The following is a 22,474-nucleotide window of genomic DNA, read 5'->3' as shown; positions in this document are numbered from 1 at the left end:
AAAATGAAGGGATACGCCTATTAGCGTTATCATAAGCAACCAAAACTCTTGGAACGAGAGGGTTAGCTCGGTCAATTTTCGTTGGCTAGTAAAAGCAACGATAAGTCGAGAAGCTCCCACTTCAAGAGACCCGCAAGGAGGATAAGTGGTGGGAGTAGTTCACTCGAATGATTAAGGTTTATACTACGCAAGATGGACGAATGAAGGAATATAAGATTCAAATCACTGACAGGGCACTTTCCGATATGGAGGAGATATATCGTTATATTTCAGAGCAATTACAGGAACCAGAAGTGGCTATGGGACAGTATAATAGGATAGCGGAAACAATTGAAACACTTGGTATGTTTCCGGAACGTGTGAAGTTAACGGGGACAGAACAAGGCCATTTGTTGGGGCTTAGACAGATGCCAGTTGATAACCTTTCAGAGTTTTTCCATTTAAGAGAAGAACGGGCTATCATTACAAATGTAATGTATAGTTCTAGTGATATTTCCAACCGCTTGAAAGACTCCTGATAGTTTTATTGTTAAAATAAGCATTTTCAGTTCCAAAATTGAGTAAAATCTCGGGTTGTCCTCACAGGGAGCCCGATTTTTTTATCTTTTAATAAATGAATGAATTTCATAATTACCAAAGTCGGCTTTTCCATCACCATATGTAGTTGGGAACGAACCAACTCAACTACATATGGTGATGGGAAAGCATTAAATACGTATTATGAAATTCATTAAAATGAATGAATTTCATAATTCTTACCGCTTGTCTCCCAACGCTTTTGAGAGGTGGAAAAAGAAGCACCTCCCCAAATCTTGTATGATGGTAATATCCACAAAACCATAAAAAGACTGAAGGAGTGCATCTTATGACCACTATACGAGATGGAATCTACTCAAAAAAGTATGAAGCGGTTATTTCGACGATAGATTTGGAGGCAATCTATAAGTAAAAAATCACGTCTTGGCTCCCCTGAAGAACGGAATTATGGCACCATAATTATTTTCTGTTTTGACCCTCAATTCTAGTAATAGTAAAATAAAATTCAGGACAAAAAAATAAAAATATTGTGAGGAAATGGAGGTATGCAGTATGGTTAAAATAGATGAAAATTTACAATCTGAGTTGGATGAACAAATGCAGGAAGGCTACAAGCTTTCAATGTCCGGGAAAACGACGGCTGCTGCCGATATGTGGATTGGGCTATGGAGGAAGTTCATTGATACGATGGATTTGTATAATCTGGAATACATTGAAGACATGGATAAAGCGTTTTCTGGCTTGCAAAGTATTTACAACTGGTCGATGGATTTTGAAGTGGAATTAAGTAATGCTGCGAGGGAAGATAAAAGGTTTGTTCAGAGCAAAATAGACTTTTGCACGAAATACATAGCTTTAAAGAAAGATAAGAACGAGTATAATGTTCTTGTTCTAAAACGTGTAATTGCTGCTTCATACTTCGAAATGGGTGAGACTGATGAAGGTGAGAAGCTTTTCAAGGCGTATATTAAGGAGCATCCTACCTCAGGCTGGGGATGGATTCATTGGTCAGATCAGTATGGTATGTTTTCAGAACCACAGAACAGGGATATTGAAAAAGCAATACAGATATTAGAGCAAGGTCTAGAGGTAGAAGGGCTTAATGATAAGCTAGATGTGCTTGAAAGGCTAGAGGCGTTATACACAGAACTGGGAATGACACAAGAATCGGTAGAACTATTACACAAAATTGCCGACGAGAAGGGGAAAAGGAATATTGGAGAATGGGAAGAAGTGTTACCATTATTCCAAAAGAATCCCCTAGTAAAAACAATTAAAGTAGGTAGAAATGATCCCTGCCCTTGTGGTAGCGGAAAAAAATATAAGAAATGCTGTGGGAAGTAACATGTAGAACCAAATGTCAGTCCCCCGCGACTGTAAAGTGCTAAAGTAATGGGGACAGTCACTTTTCTTTGCATCTGTAAAAGAGAGTGCTTTGCATTGTACTGACTTGATTAGAAATTGTAATCGTTTAAATAGGGGTATTTTAATCTTTAATTGCCTGTTCGAGCCAGGTTTGAGTTTATTGGGGGATTAGAGGCAGTCTAATCGCCCGTTTGAGCCAGATTCGAGTTCGTTCGGGTTATTAGAGGCGGTCTAATCGCCTGTTTGAGTTAGATTCGGGTTCGTTCGGGTGATTAAAGGCAGTCTAATTGCCCATTCTAGCTAGATACCATTTCGTTCGGGCATTTTACCGTAAACGAGATGCCTAAGTTTAGGTTTCATCATTTATACCGGAGCTTACTGAAGTTACGGGAAAGACCAATTTCTCAATTATAATAATGAAAAATTGGTCTTTTAAAATGGCGATTTTGAATCGTTTCGCCATACTCGTGTGTCTAATAGATAGAGAGGTGAAAAAATGCAACGGGTTAAACAAGCTCAGCAGGGAAATGAAGCGGCTTTTCTATCATTACTAAATAAAGAACAAGATAAAATTTACCGAATGATCTTTGCATACGTGCAAAATGAAACGGATGCAATTGAAGTCTTTCAACAAGTAACTATTCGTGCCTTTGAAGGGATCGCACAATTAAGAGAACCCTTGTATTTTTCTACGTGGCTGATGCGGATTGCGATTAACCAAAGTATTACATATGTGAAAAAAAGAGATAGAGAGCGCGCGGTTGCTCCGGAAACCTTGCATTTAATAGAGGCAGATTATAAACCGATTGAAGAGCAACTTGATTTATGGCAAGCATTACAGTCTTTACCGAATCATTATAAAACTGCTTTGTTATTACGGTTTTATCATGATTATACAGTGCCACAGATAGCTGAAGTGGTTGAACTTCCGGTTGGAACTGTAAAAACACATATTCGTCGCGGTTTACAGATGCTACGACAACAATTGAAGGGAGTGTATAATGATGAGTGGGCAAAATCCGTTGAAGAAACTGATGAATAATATTCCTGTACCACAGCAAAAACTGAAAGAAGTTTTACGTGTAGAGGGACTAAATAAGGTATTTGATAGGTCATCGCACCGTATCCAGGCATTACGGGAAGTTGATCTTACATTGTACGAGGGTGAAATGGTAGCGATAATGGGAACGAGCGGATCGGGTAAAAGTACACTCCTTAATATGTTAAGTGCTATTGATGCTCCAACAAGTGGGAAAATGTTTGTTTTTGGTGAACATGCAAATATTCACCAAGAACCACAAGCAACGATTTATCGGCGTGACCATATTGGCTTTGTATTTCAGTCTTTTGAGCTTTTAGAAGATCTTGATGTGATGGATAATATAGCAATGCCACTGATTTTAAAAGGATTAACGCATTATGAAATTGAGTTGCGTGTCGAGGAAGCACTTGACCAGGTCGGTATGAAAAAATGGCGCAAACATTTGCCTACGGAGTTATCAGGCGGACAGCAACAACGTGTTGCAATTGCACGCGCTTTGGTCGCAAAACCGTCGATATTACTAGCAGATGAACCTACAGGGTCACTTGATTTTAATACAACGAATGATATTCTAAATTTACTCGTGCAATTAAATAAAGACCTTCAACAAACAATGGTTATCGTCACCCATGATGCATACGTTGCGTCATATGCAGATCGAGTCTTATTCTTCCATGATGGACAAATTATTGATGTTTATACAAATGAAAAAGATGAAAACGACTTAGATAAGATCTTGGAAAAATTTAAATATGTAGCTCGAGGTGAACGATAATGTTTAATCTACGCACCATCGCCTTAAAGCTTTTTCGTGCAGGAAAGACACAAGCAATAACGAGTATAATCACCGTGGCAATTGCGATAGCACTTGTGGTGATGATGTGTACCTATGGTTTTAGTGCCAAAGAAAAACTGGATGAAGATATCTATGAGCTATACGGTGATAGTAATATTGAGTTTGGTTACGAACTAGAAGATGAGAGATATATAGATAAAAAACAGCTTACACAGGTAGCGAATTTATCTGGTGTTATGGCGGTTGCACCAATATTGTTAAATCCGGAAGTTACGGTAGAAGGTATATCTATTAACATGCTTGGCGTGAATAACGATGAACTTACGAAAAGTCGTTTGCATTTTACGGATAATATTGAGCAAAATGAGATCATTGTAAGTGAACGTTTATTACATTCTTTGGAAAAGTCGATTGGGGATCAATTGGAAGTTGGACATCAAACATTTACGATTGCAGATACTTTACCAATCCATGAATTTAATACAGCTTATATTACAAATGCTGATATGAAATCACTATTTCCCTATATGCAGGAAGGAAAGTTTGTATTGGTACAGACAATTCCTGAACTAGAGGAAACAGTAGGAACACAAATTGCTAAAATGGATGAATATTTACGTGTGGATTTATTGAATGAATCGGAAGCTATGCAAAAGAATATTGAAGGTCTGCTTGTTTTTATCGTTGTCTTATCCCTATTTGTATTAATCATTACGGGCACGTTACTCTTATCAAATTTTCGTATCATTTTTACTAAGCTGCAAAAGCAATTAATGCGTTTACGGGCAATAGGGGCGACAATGACACAAGTTGCGCTGATAGTACTAACCCAACTAACTACGATTATTATAATAGGTGTATTAGCTGGCACATTGCTCGGTGTTGGGATGATGAAATTTGGACTTCATCGAATCATTCGGTCATTGGCATTGCCCCCTGTACAAACAACAATACCTGTTATTACGGTTATCGTAATTGCATTAGTGAGTCTTGTCGTACTACAGCTGTTTGTGATGTGGCAAGTTTGGAAGAGCACCAATGTGTTACCAATGCAAATGAAACAATTAGAAAAACAGGTTGTTTGGACGAGGAAAAAAGGATGGGTTAGCAGTGGGGTTGCAGTCATTGCCATCTTTTTATTGTTAATCGGAATGAGAGAAAATGCTCCCGTTCAAAGCTTCATTGGTTCCGCTATGATGACCGTCTTATTTATATATGTCTTGCCGTATGTATTTAAATGGTGTATACAACATTCTCTGCCATATTTGCGGGGGATATTTGGCAAAAACTTTTATATAGCATTGCAGCGGCTGCTCCCTCAAGTACGTAAAAATATGTCGGCGATATTAACAATTATAAGCGTGATGGTCATTTTGGTGTTTAGCACTGCTACGATGAAAAGTGTAGCTGTGTCAAGCGAGCAATATATTGACAATAAATTTGAAACTGAGGTTCACGGAACGTATGATTTATCTGATATAACAGGAGAACAGACGCTTGAATTATTAGCTGATATTAGGAATTTAGAAGGTGTGCGTGATGTGTATGCCAGCAGTGGAATTGCAAGCCTTGGTGTCCAATTGCCTAATGAAATGATTGATGCGGATGTACAGGCAACAAACCTTGCTTATCGAGATCAGCAATATCCTGTCACAGGTGCAGTTGTCAAGGAAAGTTTTGCAAAAGAGCATCATATTGAAGTGGGAGATGTACTTCTAATAATAGACTACTATAATAATCAAAACTATGAGCCACTTCTTGTTAGCGCGATTTCTGACGAATCAACACTATTTCAATATAGCGATATTGTCGTTGACTGGTCCGAAGAGATAGCAAATGTTTTATATATGCATGAAGTTTTTGTTGATGCGGATGACGTGGAAGTTTTGCAGCCTATTATGAGTAAATTACCTGCAATGCATTTCACAACAAAAACAGCGGAACTTGAGGAAGAATACAAGATGTTTCAACAACGCTACGTCTTAGTTATCGGCACATTAATTGTTTTAATTATAGGTGCATCGTTTGGTGTTTTACAGACATTAACGAATGACATCTTAAGCCAACAATCAAGTTATCGGATTACACGTTTATTAGGCTTAACACAAAACGGGATGATGTCAGTTATTGTTTGGCAGGCATTGATTTTTGTTTGTTATGGGATAGTATTCGGGTTAACTTTCGGTATATTCTTTACGAAACTGCTTTGGCATGTAATTGATCCAGCATCTAGTACTCTAGTAGATGGTACGGCGGTTTTATATACAGTTGCTATCATATTTGTACTAACGCTTATCTGCTTTACATTACAGGGATACCAGATGAGCAGGCGGCAACTTTAAAACACAGGAGACACTTGACTATGTATCTCCTCGTAATGTGTGAGAAATAGCCTAACTATTTCATTTGGAGTTAGTTACGTTGTTAACAAGGGTTGACGAATAAGTCACATTGATTTTTGCATGTTTTTACGTTAAAATGGATATAGATAGTAAAAGAGAGAAGCAGTAACTTCTCTCTTTGTAGCCTCGGCCGTACAGGCGGTGGTTGTAACAAAAGATTATTTATTACTTCGAGAACCACCCGGCTTCCTACGGCAACGGGTGGTTTTCTCTTCGTTTAAAAAAGTTTTCTGAAATACATACGCACTAATCGCGCGAATGATCCCTTTTAACACTTCTTTTAAAAACTCCAAGAAAGTATCCATGATTATCACCTCCCTCCCCTTTTTAAGGAAAAGGAAAACGTGACAACCACCCACCCATATAACTTTAACTGCACTTATATATTACCATTATTTAAAAAGCGAAAAAGGAACGCATGTTCGTGTATAGTGGGTAGTTATTTCAATTGAGTACAGGTGAAAAAGCTGGTTTTAACTCCAGAGTTTGGAAACATTGAATAAGGTAATCCCTCATTTTACTATTAAAGTACTTGAGGGATTTTTTATGGTTTTTTGGCAAGAAAAATAAATGCCATCAACCTCTTTGGACGATTCCTTAAATGCCGGTGCATTCGTATATATTATTTTTCTTATGCTATGATAGGTGGGGGAGGGATTACATGATATACATAGGTGTAACCGGGTGGAGGGACCACCATTCCTTGTACCAACCACATTTGAAAGCAAAAGATAAATTAGGAGAATATGGCAGTCATTTTCCAATAGTAGAAGTGGATGCATCTTTTTACGCCGTCCAGCCTGTCCGTAACATTTCGAAATGGGTTAACGAAACACCGGAAATGTTCCGTTTCGTTGTGAAGGCATACCAAGGCATGACAGGTCATCAGCGGAGCAATTCTCCCTTTGATTCGAAAACGGAGATGTTTCAAGCATTTAAAGATTCCTTAGTACCTTTTCAAGAAGCGAAAAAGTTAGCGATGGTCTTATTTCAATTTCCGCCTTGGTTTGATTGTAGGACAGAGAATGTCACTTATTTGCGGTATTGTAAGCAGATGATGGGTGATATTCCAATTGCCTTAGAATTTAGACATCAATCTTGGTTCAGTGAAGCCCATCGTGACAGTACACTTGATTTTATGAAACAGGAAGGCTGGATTCACGCGATTGTCGATGAGCCGCAAGCGGGGAACGGTTCGGTACCCATTGTACCTGTAGCGACACATTCTGAAATGACATTGATCCGGATGCATGGCAGGAATGTCTATGGATGGGTTAGACCGAAGAATGCGGATACGAATTGGCGAGAAGTCCGTTATTTGTATAAGTATAATGAAAAAGAATTACTGGAATGGAAAGAGCGCGTCTTAAAACTGGCAACATCCTCAGAAAACATTTATGTCTTGTTTAATAATAATTCTGGTGGGGATGCAGCTGTGAACGCAAAACAATTTCAAGCGATGTTAGGGATCGACTATGAAGGGCTTGCTCCTAGGCAGCTCGGCTTATTTTAACTTGAATAATGAATTATATTTAGATGAGGGGGATTTTTTATTTCCCTCTTTTTGTTATTGTATAAAACACTAGGAATTGGGAAAAAGAAAGGGGAAGCTCTATTTCAGCTAAATGAGGGGATCAAATGGCAAGACGCTCGATATTCAATCGAATGAAAACGAGAAATAAAATAAAGCAAAGCCAAGAACAACAAGAAGAGTTCAATACATCAATTACTAAAAATCTAGATGACAATTTAAAGTCAATCAAAAAAATGCTTGGAGATCCGACTGATTTAGTCACGCGCGAATTAATTATTGGCGGTATAGAAAAAAGAGCTGCCATCATTTACATTAGTGGAATTACAGATGAAGATCTTATCAATAACAATATTTTAAAAGTGATCCAAGAAAATCTAATGCAGTATGAAACGGGTATCCTAGACAAAATACATAGTGAAGTTGTTGCAGTTACGGATACAGATAAATCCAATAATTTAGATGATGTTTCCCTTGCCATTTTAAATGGGCACACTGCTTTCTACTTAGAAGGTTATGAAGAAGTACTACTTATGGGGACTACTGGCGGGGAAAGCCGCTCGATTGAAGAACCAGAGTCTGAGACGTTAGTGCGCGGACCAAGGGATGGATTTGTTGAAAGTATTTTTACAAATATGGCATTAATCCGCAGAGATATTAGAGATCCCAATTTACGCTTTAAGAAACACGAGGTTGGTAAGCGTTCCAAACAAATGGTGGTTGTCTGTTATATAGAAGGGATCACAAATCCGGATTTAGTAAATGAAATAAATCGTAGGCTGGCAACGATGGACATTGATTTTATTTCAGATTCATCCTTTATCGAGCAATGGATTGAAGATAGTATCTACTCTCCCTTTCCGCAAATTCTTGATACCGAAAGACCTGATTCAGTTTCCGCAAGCTTAATACAGGGGAAAGTAGGAATTATTGTTGACGGTACACCATTCGCACTTATTGCTCCCATGTCACTTAGCGATGGTCTAGCGTCACCGGAAGATTATACCCAGCGCTGGATGTCAGCAAGTCTTTTAAGGATATTGCGTTTTCTAGCAGCTTTTATCGCTGTGTTTTTACCCGGGCTTTATGTTGCTTTTGTATCGTTTCACCCTGGGATGATCCCTAGTACACTGGCTTATTCCATAGCAGCTTCTAGAGAAGGCGTTCCATTTCCCGCCGCAGTTGAAGCGATTCTATTGGCAATCACTTTTGAAATTTTACACGAGGCGGGGGTAAGACTCCCTAAAGTAATTGGTCAAACGATTGGAATTGTAGGTGGTTTAGTTATTGGAGAAGCGGCAGTTAGTGCTGGCATAGTCAGTCCAATTATGGTGATTGTAACAGCACTTACAGCGATTGCAGCGTTTAGTATTCCTACTTATAGTATGAGTATCGCACTTCGGACATTTCGTTTTATCGTTATTATTGCAAGTGGGGCTTTAGGGTTATACGGGCTGATTCTTATTTATATTATGATGAACATTCATATCGTAAATTTAAAAAGTATTGGAATGCCTTATTCGATTCCCTTTGGGCCATTGTTTCTGAAAGATTTAAAGGACGTTATCATTCGTGCGCCATTTACGAAATTAACTCGTCGACCAAAACATTTGGAACCAGTAGATGATGTTTCTAAAGATACTTCTATTAAATAAAGGGCAAAAACAATGTCATATCAAAGTAATATAATATTTGAACCGTATAAGAAGCCCTCTACAAAGGAGAAACATTCATTCATGTCACCTTTTAAATATGCAGATGAAAGCATTCAATCACAAGATATTATGATCGCCATACCTTCCGTAGCTATAGCAGTTAGCATATTAGACCTTCCGGGAATACTGGCAAAGTCGGTGAGATTTGCCGATGGATGGATAGCTATTATTATTGCAGGAATACTGGCCGTTAGCTTGACATGGTTTGTAGCAAAAATAGTCTCCAAATTTCCCAATCAATCATTCCTGTCCTATTCATCCTCCCTTTTGTCTAAACCCGTTGCTTATCTATTGACACTATTGTTTGCGATACAAGGAATGATGATTGCTGCTTATGAAGTTTCGTCGATTAGTATTATCTCTAAACAATATTTATTTGATACGACGCCAGTTGAAGTTATTGGACTCTCCTTCTTGCTTATTGTTGTTTATTCTGTTTCTGGTAGTCGAGTCGGATTATTTCGCTTAAATGCGATGTTTTTACCGCTGATTTTTCTCGTTACAGGGCTGTTAATCATTTTTGCAATCGGATTTATGAAGTTAGATAATGTCTTACCTGTATTCACTACCGGAATAAATGGATATGTAAAAGGTACAATCGATAGTGCCCTTGCATATGCAGGAATAGGGATTTTATTTTTTTATATCCCTTTAGTAAAAGACATAAATAAAGTACCGGGTCGAGCGGCATTTGGCATGTCTTGGGTGGTGCTTTTATATCTGCTTATCTATTTAGTTTGTATCGCTGTGTTCGGACAAGCCACAACTGAGGTCATTCGTCTTCCTTTAATCGAATTGGCAAAATCGATCAAAATACCAGGAGGCTTTTTTGAAAGAATGGAATCGCTATTTTTTGTGATTTGGATTACGTCGATTTTTACAACTGCAATGATGACATATGATGTCGCTGTAATGGCACTGCAATCCATTTTGCCAAAGCTTAAAAAGCATACGATTGTATTTGGGCTATCACCTCTTATTTATTTCATCTCGACGCTTCCTAATAACTTTTTGGAAAATGTCAAATTTGAAGAGTATCTGGCTTATACAACCTCTATTCTCCCTGTATTTGTCGTGATTCCGCTTTGGATCATGTATGGGATTAAAGGAGGCAAAAATCGTGGACAATAAAATGCTTCCTATCATGCCACTTCTTATTTTCTTCTTAGTCACTCTTTCAGGATGTTGGGATGAGGTGCAAATAGAAGAAAGAGCATTTTTATCTGCAGTTGCAATTGACTTGGCTGAAGATGATGGTGGAAAGGCAATCCTTGAATTAACCGAGCAAATTATAGTTCCTGCAGGTTTAGGTACAATTACAGAGCCCGGGGGAGGAAAAGCATATCGAAATATAAGCAGAACAGGAGAAGGAATATTCGAGACAAATCGGGATATTTCAAGACAGGAAAATCGAAAAATGGATGTCGAACATTTAGATTTAGTTATTATATCTAAAGAGTTAGCTGAGCAAGAAGATATGCTTGCAAATGTTTTAGACGTTTTTGTCAGGCAGGAGTACATGCGAAGGGGTATCTTCATTGTTGTAGCTGATAACAAAGCAAAAACTCTTCTAAATGTTGAGCCGGAACATGTCAAGATTCCGGCAGAGTATATAACCGAAATAATGGAGAATGCTGAATCTGTGGCAACGATGAAACCGATCCAGATTGGAGACGTTCAAGAAAAGCTATTAATCAATCGAAGCTTTACGGTACCACTCCTTACTGAGGTGGCAGACAACTCTATATATTACCAAGGTATAGCGGTAATTGCTGAAAAGCCAAATAAACTGGTTGATACACTAACGGGAGCAGATGCAAAAGGGCGACAATTTATTACTGGCGGTGCCCAGGATGGTAGTGTTACTACTGAAGTCGAGGGTGAACAGGCCACATTTGAAATTACGGGGAGTAGCAGTGATTATAAGCTGTTGAATCGTGATAAAAATGCATTGGAATTTCAAGTAGATATTTCATTAACAGCAGCGATTAGAGAATACTTTGGTACGGTAGATTTCTATAAAGAAGAAAATTTAAAGATATTTGAACAAGCGTTTGAAAAGGAGGTGAAAAAATTATCGGAAATAGCTGTCCGAAAAATGAAGGATGAACTACAAGTTGATGTGCTGGATTTCGATAAATATCTTAGGATTCATCATAATAAACTATGGAATGAAATAAAACAAGATTGGGATCATGGGGAAAATTATTTTTCCGAAAGTAAAATTACCATTAATGTAAAGGGAACGATTACACAACCAGGTACTTCAGTTCGCGTAAACTCGAGAGGGGATTAGTAGAAATGTGGAGCATGATCACCGAAAGGATACCATCCCTATTAGGGGTGTTTTGTACTGTTTTAGCATACCTCATCCCGCTTTCCATTTATAAAGTAAATCAGAAATTACATGAAGATGCTGATCCTCCTTGGAAGAAGGAAGAGGAAAAGCAATCTTCTCCTAATTAGCCGTTCGTTTATTGATTGTCATTAAAAAAGGTAGTGAACTGGTAATGATGTTACAAATAATAACACTTATATTGGTTACGATAGTCCTTGCCATCCTTTTATTTCTCATTTTCGGAAGACGCTGGATTTTTAAAGCAATCGTAAAAAAAATTGGAAACATAATATTTACGGATAGCTATCAAGAAAATTTGATCGAATTAATTCCAGGACTTGCACATGTTGGCTTACAGAATATGTTGGAAAATAATCTGCGAGCAGATTCAGGTGAAGTTCTACACCGTCCAATCGGTGGTTCTAGGTCTTGGCCGCATTTGTCTAGTCTAACATTCATCCCTGCCCAAATTACCACGTTTCCTACAGATAGCGATGATGAAGTTGATGTAAAAATTACGATCGGTCCCAAGGCAAAAAAACCTTTAAATACTGAAATCCCATTATTGATTAGTGGAATGGCTTATGGGCTGGCACTAAGTGAGCATGTACGGATGGCCCTTGCGAAGGCAGCTAAAGAGGTTAATACTGCAATTAACACCGGTGAAGGAGTGGTGTTACCCGAAGAATTAAAGTTGGGCGGCAAGCTAATCTTGCAGTTTTCCAAAACAGCTTGGGCGAAAGAACAGAAGCTTTATAAACAAGTAGATATGATTGAGATTAAACTTGGCCAAGGTGCTAAGATGGGCATGGGAGCGAAAATTCAACCGGAGAATTTGACAGGGAGAGCGAGGAAGCTGATGGGCCTTAAGGAAGGAGAAGTTGCTCAAATTTATGAGCATTTTTTTGACGATCAAACGATTGATGACCTTAAGGATTTAGTAAAGGAACTACGGAAAGTTTCTGGCGGTGTTCCAATTGGGGTAAAGATTGCTGCTGGCGGGAGATTGGAAGAAGATATTGAAGCTTCACTTCACCTCGGAATAGACTTTATTTCAATTGATGGCGGCCAAGGCTCAACCCATGGTGGTGCTCCGATTTTATCTGACAGCTTCGGAATACCTACGCTCCACGCAGTTGTTCGTGCTGTTAATCATCTGGAAAGGCTCGGAAAGAAAGATTCCGTAAGTTTAATTGTTTCAGGCGGGTTATTTACACCAAGTGAGTTTCTAAAAGTGCTTGCTTTAGGGGCGGATGCTGTCTATATAGGATCAGCATTGTTATTTGCTGTCACCCATAATCAATCACTAAAGGCAGTTCCTTTTGAACCACCAACTGAAGTTGCTTTTCATGAAGGGAAATTCGCCAACCAATTTAACATTGACGATGGTGCTCAAGCAGCGGCAAATTATTTAACATCAAGTGTAGAAGAAATCAAGGAAGGTATCCGTGCAATGGGCAAACATTCTTTGAAAGAAATTTCGAGACAAGATCTCGTATCCTTTGATGAAACAACAGCAAAATTTGTTGGGGTTCCATTTTCATTTGTTCCTTGGTCGGATATGAAAAATGAAGAAGGGTAGTGAATATAAGATTTATGATTTTTGTGCTCTGATTACCGTTCCGGTGCCCGGTGGACGGATACTTTCCCAATTAAGTAAGATAATCATGCGTAGGGGAAAATAGGAATCGATTGTTTTCTTATTAGGGCAAGCTGAGCGCCCTAAAAGGCTAATAGTTCCCTATTGTTTTCCCATTAAAGTAAGAAGAACATGCTAAAGGGAAAATAACCCTCAGTTGTTTTCCCATTAAAGTAAGAAGAACATGCTAAAGGTAAAATAACCCCCAGTTCTTTTCCCGTTAAGGTAAGACGAACATGCTAAAGGGAAAACAAAACCCCATTATTCACAAAGATACGCAGGAACAATGGGATAATTTTATCCGCAAAAGGATACAATATTTTCTAGGGAGTAGTAACTCCTAATTTTATTTTTCCGCAAACAAACGTGATGAGGATGAATGGGATATGAAAGCAGCTCGATCTTTACGAAAACCAGTTATTTTATTAAATATCGATTCGTTGATGAGTGGGCCATTGGAGGTAGCTGCCCAAACAGGGCGCGCTCCCGCTTTACAGTTTTTAATGGAAAACGGTAATTACATATCCAATATGGTAACCTCGTTTCCAACGATGTCTGTAACCATAGACAGTAGCCTTTTGACAGGTACATATGCGGATAAACATCATATACCGGGGTTGAACTGGTTCGATGATTCGGAAAAGCAGTTCATTAATTACGGTACGGGCTTTCGGGAAACATTTCGGATGGGAATGCGAAAATCTGTTCATAATATGCTGTATCGCTTGAACCATGATCATTTGAGTGATGAAGTCACCACCATTTACGAAGAATTGGCTGCGCTGGGAATTCCCTCGGCTTCTATTAATTCTTTTGTCTATCGTGGAAATACCCCTAAACGTTTGCGTGTGCCACGGCTGCTTAGCACGTTGACTCATTTTGAAGATGGCAAGTGGACAGCTGAAGGCCCTTCTATTTTCTCGTTAGGGACTTTTTCAAAATTAAGGTCATGGAGTTTTCCAACCCAGATAGCTGCAGGAAATCGTAAATATACAGCAAGGGAACTTCGGTATTTAATTCGTAAAAATAAACTTCCTTTGTTTACTTTCTGTATTTTTCAGGATATGGACGCCCGTATTCATTTTAAAGGTCCGCTGGGTATAAAGGGCATTACGAAAATAGATAAAGAAATACAAAAAACATTGAATTTATATTCAAGTTGGGAAGAAGCGCTTAATCAGAATGTATGGCTGATTATTGGGGATAACGGTCATGCTGCAACAGGTACCAAACATCGAGATGTTGTTATTGACTTACGTAAACTGCTGAAAAGTTACCGCATAGCGCGGATTGAACGTCCAGTACATAAAAAAGATCAGCTAGCTTTTAGTGTGAATCAGCGTATGGCTTATATTTATGTGCTGAATGAGAATCTCTTATTGGCTCCTATTATCGAAAGGTTAAAAAAGGATCACCGTATCGATATCATTGCTTGGAAGAACGACGATGGGGCTTCCGTAAACATTGAATCGGGAATGAGAAAAGGTTCCTTGCGATATAGCCGGGATGGGGAGTATAGAGATGTATATAATCAAACATGGAACGTGCACGGAAATCATGAGCTTCTTCAATTGACGTTGTCGAATGATAAAGTATTGTCCTATGGAGATTATCCGGATGCGTTAGCACGTTTATATGGTGCTTTACACTCTCATAAGGGAAGATTTATTGTGGTAAATGCGAAACCGGGCTGTGAATTTAAAGCCCAATCTACACCAGCTCATCTTTCAGGTGCAGCACATGGTTCCTTACACAGACAAGAATCGCTGGTACCATTGGTAATTGCAGGTACAAACGAAAAACCTGTCTTTCCGCGCTTTGTGGATATGAAGGAGTTTGTGCTCGGGTTAATTGTTCAATAAATTAGATAATTGGTTTCAAAGCAGCCTTGCTCCCATGTAAATATTGGGAATAAGGCTTACAGGTAATAATAACAAATGAAAACTTAAGACCGAGGGCGTGAATGATTTGGAGTTTTTTGGTGAACAAGAGTCTCTTAATTTTATACAATGGGTCCTAAGAGCAATTGTTGCGTTTTTCTTTCTGTTAATCGTGGCTAAAATAATGGGGCAACGATCCATATCCCAGTTAAGATTAATTGATTTTATGATGGCTTTATTAATTGGGAATATTATTGCACACCCTTTATCTGATGAGCAACTAGGGTTAAAAGGTTCGATGATCACGATATCTGTATTAGTAATACTGTATACGGTGGGTGTATATTTAAGTTTAAAATGGAGAGCGCTGCGGAAGTTCCTTGAACCAACCCCAATTCCGCTTATTAAAAACGGACAAATTATTTATAAAGGTTTATTAAAAGCAAGAATCTCACTCGATGTTTTATTATCAGAATTAAGAAAGCAAAAAATAGATGATATTAATAAAGTTTCTCTTGCATTATGGGAACCAGGCGGCAGTTTATCCGTGTTTTTATTTTCGCAGTATAACACAGTTACTCCAACGGACATGCAAATTGCTGTTAAACCATTATTTTTTCCCATGCCAATTGTTAAAGAAGGACAGATTGATGTTGAAACACTTAATCAATTTGGAAAAGATGAGATCTGGTTGAAGAAAAAATTCATGCATTGTTTGCAGTTGATTTAAAGGAAATTCTATTAGCAACGATCGACAGTAATGATGAGGTGAAAATTTTTACATACAAATAATATAGTGAAAGAAACTAAACTCCTAAAGGTTAGAGCAATCTCTCCTTGAGGAGTTTTTTTAAGATAAATGAAAAATGTTGTTGGATAATAGGTAATAGTTCTATATACTAGATACATAAGTTTACTTTTTTTAGAAAATTAAAAGGGAAAAAATATGAAGTGAGGGGGTTTGTAATGAATTTTATTAAACGGGGATTTTTAGGTATTACTAGAAACAAGGGGAAATCATTAATTTTATTGGCTGTTATCTTTATATTGGGAAATTTAATATCGGGGGCAATTTCCATCCAGCAAGCAACTAGTAATGTGGAGTCGAATATCAAAGAGAGACTTGGCGCTGCTGCGACGGTTGAGATTGATTATGAAGAGCTCGATGCTCTCAGTGAAGCGGAATTGATGGAAACGGAAATTGAAGACATTGATATCGATTTGATAAAACAAATTGGTGAGCTCTCCTATGTGAAATATTATGATTATAATATGTCCACCTCTCTAGGGTCAGAGAGTATTGAGAGTTATCAGGGTGAAGATATGGAAGATTTAGTTCAATTTGGCCCGAGTATGGACTTTATGATGAAAGGAATTAACTATGCTCCTGTTCTTGATTTTGAAGAAGAGAAGGCGAAATTAGTTGATGGACGCGTCTTTAACGAGGAAGAAGTGGAAAACGGTACTTCTGTCGCCATTATTTCGCAAAAATTAGCAGAATTAAATAATCTGCATGTGGGCGATACCTTTACGTTATCCAATATGGTCTTTACTTATGATGATGAGACCGGTGAAGAGGAAATAGTTACTTCCCGTGATGTAGTATTGGAAGTAATCGGCTTATTTGAATCTCAAACACTGAAGGAAGATGCAGGGGAAGATTCAGAAGATGGAATGTTCGATTTCATGGATATGGATTACCAAAATACAATCTACGTCCCAAATGAGATTGTCCGTAGTGAAACCGAATATTATTGGGAAGAGCTATTGAAGTCAGATGAAGAATTTGCGGAGATGATGGAGGCGGAAGGGGAAGATAGTTCCTTTGAATATTACACTCCAATGTTCGTCTTAAATAATCCGGAAGATAGTGAAGCATTTGAAGAAGAGGTAGCTCCATTACTGCCGAAGCTTTATACAGTAGTCAGTGCTACGGATCAGTATGATAGTATTGCCGGTCCGGTAGAGTCGATGTCGAAACTAGCAAAATATGTACTAGCGGCTGCCGTCATTGCAACGGTGCTGATTATTGGTTTAGTAGTTCTACTATTCTTGAGAGACCGGAAACGTGAACTAGGAATCTATTTATCTTTAGGGGAACGACGGGGTCGCGTTGTCGGGCAAATACTGATCGAAGTAATGGTTGTTGCTTTAATTGGGATTACGCTATCCCTATTCAGCGGTAACTTCATAGCCGGACAGGTATCCGATACGATGATGAAAGCTGATCATAATACATCTCAAGATGAAATGATGTATTTTAGTGAAATCCAGACGAATCTAACAACAGAAGATGTCTTGGATTCATATGAGGTAAGCCTTAATTCAAGCTATATTCTTATCTTCTATGGAATTGGACTGTTAACGATTTTAATTTCAACGGTTATTCCGCTTGTTTATATTTTACGGTTGAATCCAAAGAAAATACTGATGTAATGGAGGGGTGAAATGATGATATTAGAAGCGAAAGATTTAAATTATTATTATCAAGATGGTGACAAGCGTCGTTATATATTGAAAGACACATCTGTTTCTTTTGAAAAGGGGAAGTTCTACACGATTTTAGGGCAATCCGGTTCAGGGAAAACGACTCTTTTATCCCTACTCAGTGCTTTGGATTCACCGCATGGCGGGACCGTTTTGTTTAATGATGAAGATATTAAGAAAATAGGCTATGAAAAGTATCGCCGTAATAATGTCGGTATTATTTTTCAAAGCTATAATTTAATCCCGACCTTCACTGCGGTGGAAAATGTGTTGATTCCGATGTCAATTACAGAAAATGACATTCCGGAAGATGTAAAAACAGTTGCATATAATTTACTAGATTATATCGGGATTGTACAAAGTAAAGCCGATCGTCCGGTTAACAAGCTTTCCGGGGGAGAGCAGCAACGTGTGGCGATTGCCCGCGCGCTGGCGACGAACGTAGAGTTGATTCTTGCCGATGAACCGACGGGGAACTTGGATGAAGAGATGGAGCAGGAAATCATTGATATCTTTAAGAAAATGGCACACGAACATGATAAATGTGTCGTTGTCGTAACGCACTCCAATGAAATTGCAGTGCAATCGGATCAGGCTTACTTGCTAAGGAAAGGTGTACTATCTTCTTATGAGTGATTTTTTATCAAAATTTAATAAAGATAAGTATCAAGATATGCTGAATGAGCAAGAGGAAGATAAAGATAAACAAGTAAAAGAGGAGCAAGATAGGCAAACAGAGAATCAAGAAGAAACAGAGTTGCCGGAAAAACGAGAAAACCAGGAAAACCAAGAAAACCAAGCGCCTGCTTCGGAAATAGAAGATAACAAATCTGAACTTGAGACCGATCCTCCGCGGGCGCCTTCCCCTACACGGAACAGCCGACAGCGGGATGCCGAAGAAGAAGTGGAAATTGATCTGGACTACCGAAGAAAAAAGAGACGTCGGATGTGGCTGATTATTTCAGGATCCGTTTTAGCTTGTGGTTTGATTTTCTTCATCTATTATCTGCTTGTCCATGTGAAGGTTGAAGACTTTGTAGGAGAGTCTGTATCCGTGGCCCGGGAATGGGCAGGTGAGAATGATGTCGAAATTGAATTAAACCAGGAGTATAATATGGAATATGATGCCAATCAGGTTTTTGAGCAAAGTGTAGCTGCTGGGGATAAAATACGGAAAGGGAAGACTCTAGAGTTAACGAGCAGCTTGGGACCAGATCCAGAAGAGGTTATACCGCTCCCAGACTTTTCGGAAATGAGCCAGGAGGAAGCACGGAATTGGATTGACGAAAATAAAGCGGAAAACCTGCAATTGGTTACAGAGTATAGTGATGACCTTGAAGAAGGGGAATATATTAAGACTACGATCCGGGATAGTGGGGTCGATGAGGCGGAATATCAACGTAAACACAGTGCAGCCGTCTATTATTCAAAAGGAAAGGAAGTTTTTGAAAAGAATATAACGGTACCTGACTTTACAGGAAAGCCCAAAGAAGAAGTGGAAAAGTGGGCAGAAACGAATGAAATTGACATGACTTATGAAGAAGCTGACTCTGACAGTATCGAGCCAGAACATATTATTAGTCAAAGTGAAGCTGCAGATGAAAAGGTAGCAAAACGAGATAAGATGAAAGTGAAGGTATCTGTAGGTAAAGCTACGGTCGTTCCAAACTTTTGGGGACTGACTGCGGAGGAAGCAGTTAGCAATTACCCGGATTTAGATGTGACGGTAAAAGAGAGATACAATACAGACATACCTTATGGAAGATTCATTTCCCAATCCGTTGAGGCGGAAACCAAATTAACGGACCAAGATGATAAGGGTGTTACTGTTACGTATTCATTAGGTAAGCCGTATTTAGCTGATTTCCGTGGTCAAATGGAAGGAGATCTGCCACGGTTATTCTTTGATGAATATCAATCAAAAGGCGCTGATATTAAGTATATAGTCAAGTATGTCTATTCTCCAGAAGTAAAGGGAACAGTGGTGAATATGAGTAAATTCAATGAATTCGTACCAATGACGTATACCGTTGAAATCAGTATTAGTAATAATGCCTCCGCACCACCTAATCCGCCAGACTTTTTTGATGATGAACCGGAGGCCCCTGTAGTCGATGAAGATATTGAAGTGGACGAAGAATAAATATAATCATCATGTTTAAAAGCACTACGAAATTTAAAATGAGGAGAGAGCTTACCCTACCCGAAAGAAATGTGCTGGCTGTAGCAAATACATTTCGGTATGGTAAGCTTTTTTATTTAAATCGATTGATTGTTAACTTGTTTCATTTCTTATTATCTTCTGTACAGTGATGTAGAGCATTTTTATGAATTTAACAGTGCTAAAGTTGGGTTACTCATTAAAAAACAGTCATCTTATTATGCCTTTGTACGATATTCCGTGTTGTGCTTTTTAAGTGTTTCATCATTACCAAATAAAAAGTGTTTCTCCATGTTCGGGGAGAATTTTGAATTTATTGTTTCAACTCCGACAGCTTCTGCAACTTCTCTTAGCATTGCAGGTGAAGCACCGCAACATAAGCCGATATAATTAATACCAATTTCTTTTGCCTCTTTTGCCCATTCCGCTAATTCGAAACGATTATGGTAAAGCGGATCAAGTGCAGTCGGGAAAGTTGTTTCCGTAGGCAATGTGCAATTGCATCCGGCATCAGGCAAATTAAAGAATGTCGGATTTTCTTCCGTTGTCCGATATGGAAGTGGTAGAGCGCCCACATAGCCATCTACATTTTTTCGGATGTCCACTAAGTATGAATGCATTGTATCAGGTCCGCGGAAGCAGTTCAGACCAACTACTAATGCCCCCTTTTCAGAAAGGATTTTACATGATTCATCTGCCGTATATCCATCTCTTAAAATGTTCTCCGCAAATAAGGCTAACGTAATCACTGCAGGTAAACCTTGTTTTTGAATTTCTTCCAAGGCGATTAATGCTTCTTCATGATAATAAAATGTTTCACCAACAATGTAGTCAACGCCCTCTTCCTTACACCATTTCACCATTTCTGCAAAAATACTTCTCACTTCTTCCTTGGAAGCTGGATTATTTGGATCAAAAATATTTGTATTCGAAATATTTCCCGCAACAAGTGCTTCCTCTGTCGGGTGTTCCTTGGCTACTTCTTTTGCCAACCGAATTGCACTCCGATTTAGCGGCTCTAATAAATCTTCTTTACCAATAATGCGAAGCTTCTCTCGATGACCATTATACGTAAACGCTAAGATCACATCAGATCCAGCATTCATAAAATCTCTATAGGTTTGTTTAAGTGCTTCTGGGTTTTCTAGTGCCACTTCCGGTACAAATGACCCTGCTTGTAAATAACCCCTTCGTTCCAATTCAAACAAATACCCTTCTCCAACAATAACTGTTCCTTCTTTTAACCTTTGTTCTAGAGTACGTTTCATTTCTTCTCCTCCTGTTTTATATGTAATAAAATAATAAAAACCCCTTCTTAATATAAGAAGAGGTTTAAATCGCATTACTAGTTTCTCTTCTTATCTTCAAGCTTAACGCTACTGGAATTGGCACAGTGCTTCAAAAAGTCTGTTGCCGAGGTATCAAAGGGCCAGTCCCTCCACCTCTCTAGATAAGAAAATTACATATTTAATTTTGATAATTTTTACTCTACATAGGTTTCGTATAAATGTCAAGAGAAAATTTAATAATTATTTTAAAATTTAGTTAATGCTATTCGTGTTTTAAACCGACAATATCCGGTTCTAATTTTTCGGGTATTCGTTTTCAATTGTTATTATAATAATCTTATGAAGGAGGGAATAAGCGATGCTGAAAAATATGAATTGTTTCTGAGTGGCTCCCTTCATCAGATTATGAATTGGTTGAGGCTCCTGAAATGAAATTTCATTTACGGGGGATTTATTTGTTTATAGCGAAATTTGGATTGCTGTACAAAAGAAAAATTAACATGTAACAAAAAATGCCTTTAGTATTGGACTGGGTTGATCGCAATCCAGTCCTCTAACTGTTTAAGATTAATTCCATTAATAACTAGGAATTTAGTTTTGAAATATATGGTAAGATTAATTGAGTTAGAATAATTAATAAATATAGAATTAAGGGGAGAAAGTGATGATTATTAGAAAAGCTAGTACAACTGATGCAAAAAAATTAGCTAATCTTATAAAGGAAGTCGAAAAAAATTCAAAATATATGCTCTGGGAATCTGGTGAAAGAGAAGTTCAGGCAGAGAGCCAAGTGGAAATGATCAAAAGCATACAAGCAAGTGAAAATTCTACGATATTTGTAGCAGAAAAGGAGCAGGATTTAGTGGGTTATCTTTTTGCAATAGGTGGAAAGGCACGAAGAAATAAGCATTCCGTTTATATCGTTGTCGGCATATTACAAGCCAAGAGAGGACAAGGAATTGGTACAAAACTATTTTATCGGTTGGATCGTTGGGCACGGGATAGGAATATTCGAAGGTTGGAATTAACTGTGGTTACGAAGAATGATACAGCTCTTTCATTATATAGAAAAGCAGGGTTTGAAATAGAAGGGACCAAAAGGCATTCCTTGCTTATAGGTGATGAGTTCATGGATGAATATTATATGGCAAAATTATTATAGACAAGCTCGATTCTGCATATGTGGGATCGAGCCTTTTTAAGCTTAATTTTAGAAAATGGGATTGACATTTATCTGAAGGTGTTATATGGTTAATTACATAAGTAATTAACCAACTAAGGAATGAACTTAA

18 protein-coding genes, 1 pseudogene and 1 riboswitch are annotated in these 22,474 nt (G+C 38.2%); of the genes and pseudogenes, 17 read left to right on the top strand and 2 right to left on the bottom strand.

Annotation, left to right across the window (positions count from 1 at the left end; all coding sequences use genetic code 11):
* Positions 1–167 precede the first annotated feature (167 nt).
* From IEX94_RS06035 to IEX94_RS06015, 5 genes are all read left to right on the top strand, one after another.
* Entirely contained in the window at positions 168–518 is a 351-nt protein-coding gene (locus IEX94_RS06035; RefSeq protein WP_229782589.1) for a type II toxin-antitoxin system RelE/ParE family toxin, read from the top strand.
* A gap of 571 nt (positions 519–1,089) precedes the next feature.
* Complete coding sequence (locus IEX94_RS19665) at positions 1,090–1,881, top strand: SEC-C metal-binding domain-containing protein (protein WP_229782588.1); 792 nt, start codon at positions 1,090–1,092, stop codon at positions 1,879–1,881.
* 517 nt (positions 1,882–2,398) lie between these two features.
* Entirely contained in the window at positions 2,399–2,944 is a 546-nt protein-coding gene (locus tag IEX94_RS06025) for a sigma-70 family RNA polymerase sigma factor (RefSeq protein WP_188856445.1), read from the top strand.
* Positions 2,937–3,719, top strand: coding sequence for an ABC transporter ATP-binding protein (locus IEX94_RS06020; RefSeq protein ID WP_373290802.1), 783 nt, complete (start codon positions 2,937–2,939; stop codon positions 3,717–3,719). The genes IEX94_RS06025 and IEX94_RS06020 overlap by 8 nt, the downstream gene beginning before the upstream one ends.
* Positions 3,719–6,082, top strand: coding sequence for an FtsX-like permease family protein (locus IEX94_RS06015; protein ID WP_188856444.1), 2,364 nt, complete (start codon positions 3,719–3,721; stop codon positions 6,080–6,082). The genes IEX94_RS06020 and IEX94_RS06015 overlap by 1 nt, the downstream gene beginning before the upstream one ends.
* A 218-nt stretch (positions 6,083–6,300) precedes the next feature.
* Here the strand turns inward: IEX94_RS06015 and IEX94_RS06010 are convergent, their stop codons facing one another.
* Complete coding sequence (locus IEX94_RS06010; RefSeq protein WP_188856443.1) at positions 6,301–6,447, bottom strand: hypothetical protein; 147 nt, start codon at positions 6,445–6,447, stop codon at positions 6,301–6,303.
* A gap of 356 nt (positions 6,448–6,803) precedes the next feature.
* Between IEX94_RS06010 and IEX94_RS06005 the strand changes: the two genes are divergently transcribed.
* The 11 genes and pseudogenes from IEX94_RS06005 (at position 6,804) to IEX94_RS05955 (ending at position 19,875) form a co-directional block, all read left to right on the top strand.
* Entirely contained in the window at positions 6,804–7,655 is an 852-nt protein-coding gene (locus IEX94_RS06005) for a DUF72 domain-containing protein (RefSeq protein ID WP_188856442.1), read from the top strand.
* 125 nt (positions 7,656–7,780) lie between these two features.
* A complete protein-coding gene (locus IEX94_RS06000) occupies positions 7,781–9,328 on the top strand; it encodes a spore germination protein (RefSeq protein ID WP_188856441.1) in 1,548 nt (515 codons plus the stop codon).
* Between the two features lie 81 nt (positions 9,329–9,409).
* A complete protein-coding gene (locus tag IEX94_RS05995) occupies positions 9,410–10,519 on the top strand; it encodes a GerAB/ArcD/ProY family transporter (protein ID WP_188856440.1) in 1,110 nt (369 codons plus the stop codon).
* On the top strand, positions 10,509–11,684 hold the full coding sequence (locus IEX94_RS05990) for a Ger(x)C family spore germination protein (protein ID WP_188856439.1): 1,176 nt from the start codon (positions 10,509–10,511) through the stop codon (positions 11,682–11,684). The genes IEX94_RS05995 and IEX94_RS05990 overlap by 11 nt, the downstream gene beginning before the upstream one ends.
* A gap of 5 nt (positions 11,685–11,689) precedes the next feature.
* Positions 11,690–11,854: a hypothetical protein gene (locus IEX94_RS05985; RefSeq protein ID WP_188856438.1), complete on the top strand. Its 165-nt coding sequence runs from the start codon at positions 11,690–11,692 to the stop codon at positions 11,852–11,854.
* A 47-nt stretch (positions 11,855–11,901) separates the two neighbouring features.
* The gene (locus IEX94_RS05980) at positions 11,902–13,308 is read left to right on the top strand and encodes an FMN-binding glutamate synthase family protein (protein ID WP_188856437.1); all 1,407 of its coding nucleotides are present in this window, start codon (positions 11,902–11,904) and stop codon (positions 13,306–13,308) included.
* 443 nt (positions 13,309–13,751) lie between these two features.
* Positions 13,752–15,227, top strand: a complete 1,476-nt coding sequence (locus IEX94_RS05975) for an alkaline phosphatase family protein (protein ID WP_188856436.1) — start codon at positions 13,752–13,754, stop codon at positions 15,225–15,227.
* Between the two features lie 106 nt (positions 15,228–15,333).
* Positions 15,334–16,037 (top strand): annotated as a pseudogene (locus IEX94_RS05970) (DUF421 domain-containing protein).
* 174 nt (positions 16,038–16,211) lie between these two features.
* The gene (locus IEX94_RS05965) at positions 16,212–17,681 is read left to right on the top strand and encodes an ABC transporter permease (RefSeq protein ID WP_188856435.1); all 1,470 of its coding nucleotides are present in this window, start codon (positions 16,212–16,214) and stop codon (positions 17,679–17,681) included.
* Between the two features lie 15 nt (positions 17,682–17,696).
* Positions 17,697–18,368: an ABC transporter ATP-binding protein gene (locus tag IEX94_RS05960; RefSeq protein WP_198042698.1), complete on the top strand. Its 672-nt coding sequence runs from the start codon at positions 17,697–17,699 to the stop codon at positions 18,366–18,368.
* Positions 18,361–19,875 carry a PASTA domain-containing protein gene (locus IEX94_RS05955; protein ID WP_188856434.1) on the top strand — a complete coding sequence of 505 codons (1,515 nt, stop codon included), beginning with the start codon at positions 18,361–18,363 and terminating at the stop codon, positions 19,873–19,875. Before IEX94_RS05960 ends, IEX94_RS05955 begins: the two co-directional genes overlap by 8 nt.
* A gap of 236 nt (positions 19,876–20,111) precedes the next feature.
* Here the strand turns inward: IEX94_RS05955 and IEX94_RS05950 are convergent, their stop codons facing one another.
* The gene (locus IEX94_RS05950; RefSeq protein ID WP_156857692.1) at positions 20,112–21,161 is read right to left on the bottom strand and encodes a homocysteine S-methyltransferase family protein; all 1,050 of its coding nucleotides are present in this window, start codon (positions 21,159–21,161) and stop codon (positions 20,112–20,114) included.
* Positions 21,162–21,248: 87 nt separating this feature from the next.
* Positions 21,249–21,350, bottom strand: a riboswitch (SAM riboswitch).
* 496 nt (positions 21,351–21,846) lie between these two features.
* On the opposite strand from IEX94_RS05950, the gene IEX94_RS05940 reads away from it, so the two are divergent.
* Positions 21,847–22,344 (top strand): GNAT family N-acetyltransferase, encoded by a 498-nt coding sequence (locus IEX94_RS05940; RefSeq protein ID WP_188856433.1) that lies wholly within the window; start codon positions 21,847–21,849, stop codon positions 22,342–22,344.
* Positions 22,345–22,474 lie beyond the last annotated feature (130 nt).

Origin of the sequence: Oceanobacillus indicireducens, from assembly GCF_014647195.1 — a bacterium.
Taxonomy (GTDB): domain Bacteria; phylum Bacillota; class Bacilli; order Bacillales; family Amphibacillaceae; genus Oceanobacillus; species Oceanobacillus indicireducens.
This window is presented reverse-complemented; position numbering and strand designations above follow the sequence as displayed.